Origin of the sequence: Bradyrhizobium sp. CCBAU 11434, from assembly GCF_028128895.1 — a bacterium.
GTDB classification, from domain to species: Bacteria; Pseudomonadota; Alphaproteobacteria; order Rhizobiales; family Xanthobacteraceae; genus Bradyrhizobium; species Bradyrhizobium zhengyangense.
Map to the genome: position 1 here is coordinate 1 of NZ_LBJX01000086.1, position 12,415 is coordinate 12,415.

The 12,415-nt window shown below is 57.6% G+C and carries 12 protein-coding genes and 1 pseudogene; 5 read left to right on the forward strand and 8 right to left on the reverse strand.

Going from position 1 to position 12,415, the window contains the following annotated elements:
- From XI06_RS19535 to XI06_RS19550, 4 genes are all read right to left on the reverse strand, one after another.
- Positions 1-321, reverse strand: a 321-nt coding sequence (locus XI06_RS19535) for a response regulator (RefSeq protein ID WP_271606174.1), incomplete at its 3' end; no start/stop codon positions are given.
- A complete protein-coding gene (locus XI06_RS19540) occupies positions 318-2,993 on the reverse strand; it encodes a PAS domain S-box protein (protein ID WP_271606175.1) in 2,676 nt (891 codons plus the stop codon). The genes XI06_RS19535 and XI06_RS19540, both read right to left, overlap by 4 nt.
- Before the next feature lie 134 nt (positions 2,994-3,127).
- A complete protein-coding gene (locus tag XI06_RS19545) occupies positions 3,128-3,574 on the reverse strand; it encodes a hypothetical protein (RefSeq protein WP_271606176.1) in 447 nt (148 codons plus the stop codon).
- A 30-nt stretch (positions 3,575-3,604) separates the two neighbouring features.
- Positions 3,605-3,973: an antibiotic biosynthesis monooxygenase family protein gene (locus tag XI06_RS19550; RefSeq protein ID WP_244558879.1), complete on the reverse strand. Its 369-nt coding sequence runs from the start codon at positions 3,971-3,973 to the stop codon at positions 3,605-3,607.
- A 97-nt stretch (positions 3,974-4,070) separates the two neighbouring features.
- Here XI06_RS19550 and XI06_RS19555 point away from each other — a divergent pair, with 97 nt between their 5' ends.
- The 3 genes and pseudogenes from XI06_RS19555 to XI06_RS19565 all read left to right on the forward strand — a co-directional run bounded on the left by XI06_RS19555 (position 4,071) and on the right by XI06_RS19565 (position 7,579).
- On the forward strand, positions 4,071-4,544 hold the full coding sequence (locus XI06_RS19555) for a MarR family winged helix-turn-helix transcriptional regulator (protein ID WP_271606177.1): 474 nt from the start codon (positions 4,071-4,073) through the stop codon (positions 4,542-4,544).
- 66 nt (positions 4,545-4,610) lie between these two features.
- Positions 4,611-4,730, forward strand: a pseudogene (locus tag XI06_RS19560) (transposase); the annotation flags it as partial.
- A 2,450-nt stretch (positions 4,731-7,180) separates the two neighbouring features.
- Positions 7,181-7,579 (forward strand): hypothetical protein, encoded by a 399-nt coding sequence (locus XI06_RS19565; RefSeq protein WP_271606178.1) that lies wholly within the window; start codon positions 7,181-7,183, stop codon positions 7,577-7,579.
- An 84-nt stretch (positions 7,580-7,663) separates the two neighbouring features.
- Here XI06_RS19565 and XI06_RS19570 read toward each other — a convergent pair whose 3' ends face one another.
- From XI06_RS19570 to XI06_RS19585, 4 genes are all read right to left on the reverse strand, one after another.
- Positions 7,664-8,260 carry an anthranilate synthase component II gene (locus XI06_RS19570; RefSeq protein ID WP_271606179.1) on the reverse strand — a complete coding sequence of 199 codons (597 nt, stop codon included), beginning with the start codon at positions 8,258-8,260 and terminating at the stop codon, positions 7,664-7,666.
- Positions 8,257-9,651 carry an aminodeoxychorismate synthase component I gene (pabB, locus tag XI06_RS19575; RefSeq protein ID WP_271606180.1) on the reverse strand — a complete coding sequence of 465 codons (1,395 nt, stop codon included), beginning with the start codon at positions 9,649-9,651 and terminating at the stop codon, positions 8,257-8,259. The genes XI06_RS19570 and pabB overlap by 4 nt, the downstream gene beginning before the upstream one ends.
- Before the next feature lie 154 nt (positions 9,652-9,805).
- Complete coding sequence (locus XI06_RS19580; protein ID WP_271606181.1) at positions 9,806-10,123, reverse strand: Dabb family protein; 318 nt, start codon at positions 10,121-10,123, stop codon at positions 9,806-9,808.
- A gap of 135 nt (positions 10,124-10,258) precedes the next feature.
- A complete protein-coding gene (locus XI06_RS19585; protein ID WP_271606182.1) occupies positions 10,259-10,894 on the reverse strand; it encodes a GntR family transcriptional regulator in 636 nt (211 codons plus the stop codon).
- Positions 10,895-11,008: 114 nt separating this feature from the next.
- Between XI06_RS19585 and bioB the strand changes: the two genes are divergently transcribed.
- Both bioB and panD read left to right on the forward strand, forming a co-directional pair.
- Entirely contained in the window at positions 11,009-12,004 is a 996-nt protein-coding gene (gene bioB, locus XI06_RS19590; RefSeq protein WP_271606183.1) for a biotin synthase BioB, read from the forward strand.
- Between the two features lie 49 nt (positions 12,005-12,053).
- Positions 12,054-12,407: an aspartate 1-decarboxylase gene (panD, locus tag XI06_RS19595; RefSeq protein ID WP_271606184.1), complete on the forward strand. Its 354-nt coding sequence runs from the start codon at positions 12,054-12,056 to the stop codon at positions 12,405-12,407.
- Positions 12,408-12,415: the final 8 nt, after the last annotated feature.

Genomic DNA, 12,415 nt, shown 5'->3' on the forward strand with positions numbered 1-12,415 from the left:
GACAGTCATTGGAATGTCGCCATGGCCGGTAATGAAAATGATCGGAATATGTATGTTCAACCTCGCGAGCTCGGTCTGGTAGTCAAGGCCGCTCAAGCCTGGCAGCCGGACATCAAGAACCAGACAGCTAATAACGTCCGGGATCGGGCTCTGCAGCATTTCGCGCGCCGATCCGAATGCAATGACGCCTAACCCTACCGATTGAAAAAGGTTCGTAAGCGAGCGACGCATTGAGATGTCATCCTCCACGACGAAGACGGTCGCCTTTGTCGAGGCCTCGGCATTGCTGCCTTCACCTGGCGAGTTAAATCGTCCTGTCACGAGACGGCCTCCTTATGCGGCGGTAGGGCAACCTGGAAGGTCGCGCCCGGTCCACTTTTGTGGACCATTGACAGCCGTCCTCCGTGAGCTTCCACAATCGACCGGCAGATTGAAAGACCCATTCCAAGGCCACTCGACTTGGTGGTGAAGAAAGGATCCAAGACGCGGTCCGCGTCGTTCTCGGCGATGCCGACGCCGCAATCCGTCACGGCAAGGTGGATGTGCCCCACATCGTCCTTTGATGATTGAATCAGCAGTTCGCACGTCCGGTCGGTAACTGCCTCCATGGCTTCGATTCCGTTCATCACGAGATTGATGATCACCTGTTGTAGCTGAATCCGATCGCCGAGGATCCTAGGCAGCCCTGCCGTCAACTCGGTTCGTAACGTCACTCGGTGGCTCACCAGCTCTCGTGTTACCAGCACAATGACGTCCTTAACGACCTCATTGATATCGAGCGGCACCATCTCAATCTCGCCCTTCTTCGCGAGCGCGCGAATACGACGGATCACCTCGCTTGCCCGGATTGCGTCTTCGATGATCCACTCCACCGAAGAGCGGGCGGCGGAAAGCTTAGGCGCTTCCCGGCCCATCCAACCGAGGCACGCATCGGCGTTGCTGATAATAGCGGCGAGTGGCTGGTTTATTTCGTGGGCGATCGAAGTTGTCAGCTCTCCCAAAGTCGTTACACGCGTCACATGCGCAAGCTCCGACTGTGCCCTTCGTAGTTCTTGTTCGGCTTGATCGGCGCGAATGGTAGCGGTGATGTCAGTGCTGACGCCACGGTAGCCGAGAAAATTGCCCTTTCCATCGAAGAAAGGCTTGCCACTCGTGCGGACGTAGATCGGAGAACCTGTCCGATTCACGGTGCGGTAGACGAGATCCCGAAACGGAAGATGGGCCTCCAATATCGCCCGATGCTGCCGCCACTTCTCGGGGTCCTCTTCGACGTCGCACGCAATGTCCCAGCGAAGCAGGCCGATCAATCCTGTCGCCAAAATTCCCGCAGCGCTGGTGTGCTCGGATAAGCGAGTGACCTGATGATCCGGCCCGGTCTCCCAGAGCCAGTCGGAAGCCGTTTCGGCGTAGTCGCGAAAGCGCTGTTCGCTTTCGCGCAGCGCGGCAAGCGTGTTTTCCAGGCGTTCCCTAGCTGCGTGTTGCTCGGTCACATCCATATGTGTTCCGATCAGCTCGCTGACGTTGCCATCGCTGCCGACCACCACGTGCGCAACGGAGTGTATGCGTCTTATCCCGCCATCCGGTAGTAGGATACGAAAATCATATTCGAACCGCCCCTCCTTGTGTTCAATCGCCTGGCGCTGCACCTCCTGTAGCCGCGGCAAGTCGTCCGGATGGATGCGCGATCGAATGGTCTCGATCGACACCGGCTCTTGTGGGCGAAAGCCGAACAGACGATCGACCTCGGCGGACCGATATATGAAATCTAGACGGTAGACGTCCCAGGACCAGCTCCCCGTGTGACTGAGATGCTGGGCCTCGGCCAGATAGGCCTCGCTGCGGCGCAGCTGCTGTTCTGCTCGCCTCGCCGCCGTGATATCCGTAGCTGCTCCAACAAACTCGATGTCACCAGAGGCTGTTCTCGTCGCCCGTGCCTGGGCATGGATGTGCTTTACCGAGCCGTCCGGCAGCAGAAGCCGGTATTCGTGCTCGAAATCGCTCGGGTCTCGCATCGCGCGATCGATAATTTCTTTAACCGAAGCCCTATCATCCGGATGAGTGCGTTCAACGACGAGCTGCGGCCCCGGCTGCACTGTGTCAGGATCTAATTGGAAAATGCGAAATGTTTCCTTTGACCAGAAGGCCTCGCCCGTAGTGGGATTCCAGCTGAAGCTGCCTGTGTGACTCAATTCCTGCGCCTGGGCCAAATGTGCTTCGCTCCGCTGCAGGGCAAGTTCGGTCCGCCTTCGCTCCGTGATATCTTCGCAGGCGATAAGGACAATGGGCTGCTCATCGCCCCAGAGCATGGCTTTGGCGTTTTCACGTACCCACAACACCGAGCCGTCCTTCCTGACTTTCCGGACGTCCCACGTGCGCGTTTGTCCGACATCCTCAAGGCTCGTCCGAACGCATTCGCGAACGAACGCGCGATCCTCCTCGAGAAATACGTCCAGCACTGATCGACCGACCAGTTCAGCAGGAGCATAGCCGAGCTGTGTCGCGCCGAGCGAATTGACGCTGAGGATAGTGCCGGCTTCATCGACCATGAAGTACATGGCGGGATTGTGCTCGAAGATGGCGCGCCACCGCTTCTCGCGATCCTCCAAATCGGCCGCACTCCGCTGAAGCTTGGCCGCAACGACACGCGCAGCCTCTCTTTCCTGGCGGAGCTTTCCGACCAGGTGCGCTCCCACAACCGAGGCAATAAAGAATGCAACAACCACCGGCAGATCTTGGGGGTCATGGATTCGCAGGCTGAACGCCGGCGGCGCAAAGTAGTAAGCGAGAGCAGCGATGGTTACGATGCAAAGCGCCGACGACGCAATGAAGCTGCCCATCAGCGAAAACAGCAAGATCACTAACAAATACGCGAACGCCGTCGCGGCGAAATGCGCGTGAAGGTACAAGCAGGCCAGTGTTACCACGGTCAGGGTTATGCTGCCGAAGGTAAACTGAAGGGCCGAACGTTCTAAACTGCTGATCTGGCTACGCATTCTGATACCACCCGGCCTGTTCTCCGGCGGGAGAGCTATAACATTTTGCCAAAGTAGTGTTAGGGCGCGTACTCATAAAGCCACGACAATACCGGGCCTCAGGTCAGTTGTCCGCGCAGTTCTGGTTCAGTTGATCAAGCGGGTTTTTGGCGCAACCATCCCTTCATTTTGAGACCGTCCCGCATGTTGAGAGCAAGAAGTGTAATGTTTGTTGCGCCCGCGACGAGCTCGATCACCTGCACAGCATAGAACGTGCCATCGAATTCTGCCGCCTGAGCCTTGGACGCAAGGAAGAGCGCAGACGGAATAAGAATCAGGATGCCGTTTCCTGCAATGAATGGCATGCGCTTGAATTTGGCCCCGATCAGTCCGGCCCGGCGCGCCTTTGCCAAGATGACACCTGTACCACCGGTCGCAGCGAGCGTCGGAATCAGCAACAAGAAACCCCACGGTATGGTGCTCTTAACCGCTGCAACGGTGGCATGGGACGCGAACAGCTCGCTGAGTACCGTCGACAGCCAAAATGAGCCGATCGTTCCGATAGCCAAGGCACCAGCGACAGGATGGATCAACTTGATCATGAGTATCTTCCCTTCCTAAAAAGAGCAGGGCTAGGCAACGCAGATGCCGGGCACGGCAACTTTCTGGAACAGATGAGGGGAGGCTATCGCGGAGGCCGGATAGCTGGCGATTTTTGCTAGAAAGTCAGGATGGGTGAAGGCCGCGCGGAAGTGTGCGGTGGATTCCCAGACGGCGTAGTTCAGATAGGTCGAGCTGTCGCCGAGAGCTCTGTGCAGCTGAGTGGAAATGAAGCCCGGCTGTCGCTTCATGAACGCTGCATCGTCCTGCCAGGTCTTGAGAAAAGCCGCCTCATCGGCTTTGTCGAGTGTGAATGGGTTCACCAGGACGACCGAATTTGCCTCAATAGCGATCTGGCGGTCGATCGGGAAAGAAGGGTCGAGTGGGCGTAGCAGCGACATGAGTGCCTCCATTGCTATTTGATATGTGATGTCTAATTGGTATTATGTTCACGTACCACGTTGACATCATGATGTCAATATAAAATAATGGTGACAAATGAAAAGAGCCAAGCGAACCCCGGAGGGTGACGCCCTGACCGACCTTGTTCTCGATCTATTCAGGCTCGACAGCCTATTTCTGACGGCCGGCGACCGTCTGGTCGCCCCGCTCGGCCTAACAAGCGCACGCTGGCAGGTGCTTGGCGCCATTGTGTCCGCCGAACGTCCCCAACCGGTCGCTTGGCTCGCACGTGACCTCGGCGGCAATCGTCAAAACGTGCAGCGGATTATCAATGATCTGCACAGAGAGGGCCTCGTATCTTTTGAGGTCAACCCGCATCACCGACGGGCGCAGCTCGTCGTGCTCACTACGAATGGACAGCGCGCCTTCGAAGCCGCAATGGAGTTGCAGGCTCCTTGGATCAACGATCTTTCAGAAGGGCTGTCGGTCAAGGATATACGGATTGTCCATCGCGTGATCACGGCCTTGCGAGATAAGCTTGAGGGCAGTCGTGAGGACAAGTCGGCCTGACACGGCAAAAGCATTGTGATTGGCCCGGCGCCCGTGATTCAAGCTCCCAAACTGGGGCTTCGAATCATGCGCCATGAACTAACGGACTACGAATGGGCAGCTATCGAGTCGCGTGGAGCCCCTCGGGTAAACGACCGACGCGTCCTCAATAGTATCTGCTGGATGCTGCGATCTGGTGTATGGTGGCTTTAATGAGTTTCAACCTTAGTACGCGGTTCGCGCGCCGATTGCCCTCAAGCCGCACGACCTCATCGCGCAGAACCGTCCTCGCGATATCGTGCGGACTTCGAGTGTACAAAGCATCCAACACTGATCTTGTTAAATCATGATTATCGAGAATTAGTGGGAGGTGTTCTGCGGCCGACCTAAGGTTTGGCAGTTCGTCTAGGAATTGCCGAGTGCATCTTCCAGAATAGCCTTAGGCCGCGCGGCTCCCTTTACCAGCTCGCGATCCAGGTCCGCTTTGATGGCTACGGCATAATCGTTGCCGAACTCTACGCGTGGCCTGAATCGTTGTGGTCCAGCGTTCCTGGGGCAGGCCCTGATAGGCTCTTATACCCAGGGCGGGCGTATCGTTCGCGCAAGCAGCAACTCGTGCTTCATCATAGGGCGGGGCTTCGACTGTCGGCAGCAGATCGGCTCCAGCGCATCAGTTTAACTCCCCCACGAATACGCCTGGAGATCGACCAGAGAGTCCTCACATATGCTGTGGAATGTCGGCGCGCGCGTATATGACGTCCCGTCGGATCGCTTTGCGTGCAAGATGACATGCAGTTTGTTACTGCGTTGATCGCCGTTATGTTGCTTGGGTGCAACGCAGCTCCAGGTCCCCATCCAGATGGACAACGAGCTTCAGCGCGCGCAACCTTCTTCCTCAGAGCGCGAATTGTCTGTGAGGATCGCAATCCCCGCCGGAAGACCCTCGAGGATGCAAGTTCCCTGGTCTTGTTCATCCTTGCAATCAAGAGCGTCGTCATATGTCGGCCGATCGATGTCGATGTCGACGAAATGCCAGCGGTAGGTGTCCTTTCCTGCTGGCGTTGAATTTATAGTCGTACGCCCAGTTTGAGATGGCGGCCAACGAAGTGTGCCGATCGGCTCCTTGAGCTTGGGCCTGCGCTGCCGGACTTAAGTGCCGCTACGCCAGTTCCGCAATGACAGAATGGCGTGGCTGTCCCCACGCTAGGGCGGAAGATGTGCTGTCTACAGCAGCGGTGCAGATCGCAAGTATGGATCTGAGTGGTTGCCCAATATTGATGACTGCGTCAAGTCGTTTGCGGACAGAGGCAGGTGCCTGGGTTACGGCACGTCGACCGGGGGCATGGATGCCGTCGGGCGTGGCACGAAGCCATTTTGGTGCCGGTCACGTGCCGCCAACATGATCGTAAAAGCCGCGAGGAGGATTAGGAGAGCGCGCATGCAACAAGGATTACTCGAAAGGATATATCGCAACTATGAAACGACGCGCACCCCGGCCTTGGAGGAGGGGCGGCTCTTACAGGGCATCCCACGGCCTATTGGCCAGCAAACACCCACAAATTTTGATACTCGTTCGTTCTCGCCGGTCGCCGCCTAATAGCGCGACGATTGCGCTAATAAACTGCATTTTCCCGTGCAGACTGCAGGAATAGTGCAGCGAATTTGAGTAGTAATCCGGTGATTGGCCATTCACCACGAAGGTAGCCGCCCCTCGTGGTGCTTTCCGGGCGCCATGAAGGACGGTTCATGCGCAATCATGACATTGTGTCCGGCAGCCTGTTGGCGCTGACCGCGGCTGGGCTTGCGCTGCTTCGCTCTAGCCTGCTCGCATTTGTTTTTATTTTGATCCGGGGGCCGACCTTGGTCGCGCTAGGATCCCTGCGAGACCCCACGCGTACGCAGCTGGACAGGGGCGCTGGTATGTTTTCCACGTATGAAGGCCCGGCGCTTGCAGATGATCTGCTCAGGCATCCGTAGGGATCCGCTTCCTCGATTCGCGTCGTTTTCGCATGTAGTGCCCGTCTTTTTGAACGGCCGACCTGATCTCGTGGCTGGCCTTCGTGCAGTTGCCCACTAACAACGCAATTCCCCTCCATCGAACGATATAGTTAGTCTTATGATTGCGCTCGCATCACGCGTTTGTTGCGTGGGTTGCGCAGCATTTTTGCGCCAAGCCACTTCGACGCTGCGACTAGCGATCCTCGAACAATCAGGCCCAGAACCGCAGGAAGCCTCACCTAGCAAATCCCCGACGCGCATTGCCTTTCGGTGAGGCGGCCCCCTCAAGAGCACAGGTATGAATGTGGTGCTTCACGGGTAATCCCCTCTACCGGCCCTCATTATTTACCTCACCACCTGCAGCGCAGTGCGTTGCTCGCAAAAACCCTGATGCGATCAAGTCCCGGCTTTGGGGACAACATTGCTGAAAACGATGCAGCGAGGGTTGCGGCTTGCGGCAGCTCTTGACCATCTTCTGCTATCGCGGCAACGAGAACAACCAAAGCAGATCGAGATGACGAGAGTGGGGTGTGGCTGTGACGGATCAATCCCAAGCATCGGAGTTGCCGCCGGTCCTGCAGAGACCGTCGAAAGGCCTTCGGTGGATCTTTGCTCTTCTAGCCGTATTGCTCTTTCTTTGCGCCGGAGGAGCCTATGTTTTGACGAATATCGAAACATTTGCGGAGGCGCCGCCAGCGCATGAAGTCGCGCCTCAAACGCTTGGCTTGTCACCTGAGGATAGGGCCGTCCTTTTGGAGACCCAATCTGGGCAGCAGAAGACAGCCGATGAACTTGCCGAGCTCAATCGCAACGTCGATGCGCAACAAGCCGATCTAAAGCGGATCTCGGATCAGATCACAGCGCTGACCCAAAGAATCGAGGAGCTGCAGAAGCCGGCGGCTGTTGTTTCTCCTGCTCCTGCTCCTGCTCCTTCTTCACCACCCGTGCGCACCACATCCAAGCCGGCCAAGAGAGACGTCCGGCCCCCGAAACCACAAGGTCCGGTTTCCGTCGGAGGCGCGCCGCTGACTGCGGAGCCGAGCACGGAACAGCGCTGATTATCACAAAATGCCGGCCACTATGACGCTGCCCCTTCGTCCAAAACCAACGCTCCCCCCTCCTTGATCGGCAGGCAGACCCTCTCATTGCTCCGCGTGGTTTCGGAAATCCTCTGTGAGTCGCAAGAAGTTCATAAGCAGGACGTGCCCCTGTGAGGTAAGGATCGACTCGGGATGGAATTGGACCCCATAGGTGGGATAATAGCCGTGCGTGAGGGCCATGATCTCGCCTTCCTCCGAAAGCGCTGTCACTATGAGGGTCTGCGCACATGACTGATCAAGCTCGACGATAAGGGAATGGTAGCGTCCGACGTCAAGCGGGGTTGGCAGCCCCTTGAATAACCCTCGGCTGTTATGCGCAACGTATGAGCGCTGGCCGTGCATGGGCCGTCGCGCACGCGCCACCCGTCCTCCAAAAACGCTCGCAATACACTGATGTCCAAGGCAGATGCCGAGAATTGGTACGCGTCCCGAAAGTTCGCGGACCACTGCTGTCGATATTCCTGCCTCAGTTGGGGTGCAGGGACCGGGCGATATCACCACCGCGCGCGGCTTGAGACCAACGAGCTCGCTGATGCTGATAGCGTCGTTTCGGATCACTTCGGTTGCTTCATCGAGCTTGTGGAAATAGCGGGCAATGTTAAACACGAAAGAATCGTAATTGTCGATGATGACAATCAAAATGCACCAGCTGGTTCAGAGCCAAATGCATCGAAGATTCGCTCTGCCTTGGCGAGCGTTTCCTCGTATTCGGCCTCGGGCTCCGACAGGGCCGTTATACCGCTGCCCGCATGAAACACAGCCAGGTCGCCGTCGATTGTGACAGTGCGAATCGCAATACTTGTGTCCATGTGCCCGTTGAATCCGATGAAGCCGATCGCCCCACAATAGACCTCTCGCGCTATGCGCTCGATTTCTGTAATAATTGCCATCGACCGCAGCTTTGGGGCTCCCGTAATCGAGCCGCCGGGAAAGCAGGCGCGGAGCAGGCTCACGGCGTCTTCGTCTCCGCCAAGTTTCCCCGTAACGATCGACACGAGATGGTGCACCGAGGCATAGGACTCGAGATTGCACAGGGCCGGGACCTCTACCGAATGCGCAGTGCAAACGCGTGACAGATCGTTACGCAAAAGGTCGACAATCATCGTGTTCTCGGCATGATCCTTTTCGGAAGCAAGGAGAACAGCCGCACGCCGGTGGTCTTCCTTGGAATCACGCGAACGCGCGATCGTACCCTTGATGGGTCGTGTCTCGACTTGTCGCCCCTCAAGCTTCAGGAATCGTTCCGGCGAACTTGACGCGATGGTCAGCTTTCCCCATCGCAGCAGGGCCGCAAAAGGCGCCGGATTCAACGATCGTAGATGGCAATAGAAGGCGAGCGGGTCAAACGAGGTTGACAGGCGGGTGCTGAAACGCTGCGCAATATTCGTCTGGAACACGTCACCCGCCAGGATCAAGTCGATCACGCATTGTACCGCCGCAATGTAGTCCTCGCGGCTGAAGTTCGAGCGCCATGTGCCCGCTTTGCTGGGACAACCCTTCTGTGGCGCCTTTGGACCGGCAATCAATGCTGCAAACTCGTCGGCTCGACGGCGCGCTCGTTCGCTCCGTCGCACGCGATCCTGCTCCGGCCATCCGGTCGAGACGATCCAGCATTTGTTATCCCGGTGGTCGAAGCTGATGACCAGGTCATAGAAATGCAGGATGGATTGGGGCAAACCCAGACCGGTAATTGCCGGCGCAGACAATCGCTCCAATGTCCTGTTCATGTCGTAGGCAAAGTAGCCTGCCGCTCCTCCCTGGAACGGCGGGAGATCGGGACGATGCTCTTGAGGGTATTTCGCGAGTAGCGTGCGAAGGACCTTCCATGGATCGGCCTCGAGAGTAAGTCCGTTCCAACTGGCTTGGTCGTTCGCGACCCTATAGGTGCTGAACGGGTCGCACGTTAGATATGAGTAGCGCCCAAGCAGCTCGTGCCTTGCTGCGCTATCGAGAAACGTGAGATGCGATCGATGCCCAAGACGTCGCATCGCTGTGACAGGTTCGACCCACTGCAACTCGCGAACGTACATCGGGTTATCGATCACCGGCGGCTGACGTCGTGAAAGTGCTGTACCATCTGTTGCCCCAGCCGATGACAATGACGCTTGTCTGCGATGGCCCGAAACTTGAGCTCCATTGCCGAGTTAACCCGGCGGTGGACTTTTTGCTGCGGCAGCACCTCGATCATCCTGCCGTTGAGGCGAAAGGAGTATCTATTGATACATCGTAGTCGGCCGCGAACCGCAGCTCGCGGAGCGGTCGGACCCGTTTAATCGACTGCTGGTAGAGATCGTGCGCCTTGTACGCGGCAAGCTCCGCCTCGCTGTCGAACTCGCCATAGACCACGATGTCGATATCGTTGCCGAGCTGATCGGTCTTGCGGTTGCGGGCAACCTCAAGCCGGCGCGCATGTGGTATCGTGGTCAGAAGCGAAAGACCTTCGACGATCTGGTCGATATGGGCCTCGTCCTTGGCGCTGAAGAAGACGATGTGACGAATCATGACTGTCCGTGGAGATGTCGCTAGCGACTGGCATAACTATCGGGGAATAGAACCCGTTGCAATGAGGCTAGTCGCTTGCTGCATGATCGTCGCTCGCGACCGCTGGCGGTCTGCAATGAATCTTGCCAGAGTTGCTCAGGACGCTGGAAAGGCAAGGCGCTCAATCGTCTGAATGTGCCGCGTGAGCAGGTTACAGGCTTGATCGATGTTGCGCGTTCGCAAGGCTTGCAGAATCAGGCGGTGATCTTGATTGGAGCGCGGTCGCCAGCCCACCGATCGCGCCATAGCGAACACCAATCGAGAATTGGCAAGCTGCAGTCCATCGAGGCTCGCGAGCAGACGCGGCATTCCGCACGGCGCGACCAAGGCTTGGTGAAAGGCGCGGTTGGCCGTCTCAAACTCCTCGATCGTCTTTGCATTGTCTCCTTCGATCAAGGCGAGCTCGATCCGAGCTAAATGAGCTGTCGCGAGCCTTGGCGCCGAATGGCGCAATGCCACCACTTCCAGCGCGGCGCGCATTTCGGCGATCTCCTTCACTGACCGGGTATCGAGCGGGGCAACCCGAACACCGCGGCGCGGCACAGCGACAACAAGATGTTGTGCCTGCAGCTGCCGAAAGGCCTCTCGCACCGGGACGTGGCTGGAACTAAATTCTCGTGCAACGTGATCCTGACGGAGTGGCGCGCCTGGCTCTAAGGCGCCGCTGATAATGCGCTTAGCGATCGAGTCCGCGATGCGCGCGACCGTCGTCATGTTGTCAGTAGTGATCATAGATTATCTACCGCAATAACCGGTGCATTTGCGAGGCAGCTCGATTAGCATCTCCTCGAGAGCGATGACTATAGATAATTCACGTGATTATCTACAATTGGGCGGAGTTGGGTTATGGATGCTGCTGCGCAAGTCCAACCGAAGGAAAGAAGCAACGGGGCGCAGGTTCGGAATGGTTGGAACGTCGAAGAGGCTAAGGTGCTCTACGACCTTCCTTTTGCGGACCTGATGCTTCAGGCGCAGCGCGCTCATCGCAAGAACTTCGATCCAAACCACGTCGAAACCACGAGCCTGCTCAGCATCAAGACCGGCGGCTGTCCGGAAGACTGCGGGTACTGCTCGCAAAGCGCGCATTACGAGACCGGCCTGAAAGCCACCCGTCTGATGCGTTGCGCAGATGTGGTTGCGACCGCGCAGCGCGCGAAGGATGCCGGCGCCACGCGCTTCTGCATGGCCGCAGCCTGGCGCACGCCTAAAGATCGCGATCTTGATTCCGTCTGCGAGATGGTCAACGCGGTCAAAGGGCTCGGCATGGAAACGTGCGTGACGCTCGGCATGCTGACGCCGAAGCAGGCCGCGCGCCTAGCCGAGGCCGGGCTTGACTTCTACAATCACAACGTCGACACATCGCCCGAATTTTACAGCAAGATCATCTCCACCCGCAGCCTGCAGGACCGCATCGATACGCTGGCGCATGTGCGCGATGCCGGCATCAAGATCTGCTGCGGCGGGATTATCGGTATGGGCGAGCGCGTTGAGGACCGCCTAGGTATGCTCGTGCTGCTCGCCAATCTTCCCAACCACCCCGAAAGCGTGCCGATCAACCTGTGGAATAAGATCGAGGGCGTGCCGGTGGAAGACACCGCGGAGCCGCCCGATCCGATCGCGCTAGTCCGGCTGCTGGCGACCGCGCGGATCATGGTGCCGAGGAGTGTGGTTCGCTTGTCCGCCGGGCGGCAATACATGACCGATGAATTGCAGGCGCTTTGCTTCTTGGCCGGCGCAAATTCAATCTTCATCGGCGACGTGCTCTTGACCACCGAAAACCCGAAAGTTGATCGCGATGCGGATCTGCTGGCCCGGCTCGGCATCACGTCCAGGCTCGCCTGACAGAAGCATTGCGCGAAATATGTTGCCTCGACTCCAGCCTAGGTGAGAAATGCAGATAACTTTGATGAAGGGCAAAATCCATCGCGCCTCAGTGACCGAAGCTGATCTGCACTACGAAGGATCGATCTCGATAGATCGTACGCTCCTGGACGCGGCAGGAATGGTGATCAACGAGCGCGTCGAAATCTACAATGTCGAAACAGGGGCGCGCTTTGCCACCTACGTGATCGAGGCGCCGCCGAGGTCTGGTACGATATGTCTGAACGGTGCGGCCGCCCGACTGGCGATGCCCGGAGACAAGATCATTATCGTTGCATATGCCTCATTCGACGAGGCCGAAGCAAAGATATTCAAGCCCCGCATTGTGCGTGTGGACGGAGAGAATCGCATCTTGGCACGTTGAACCTAACT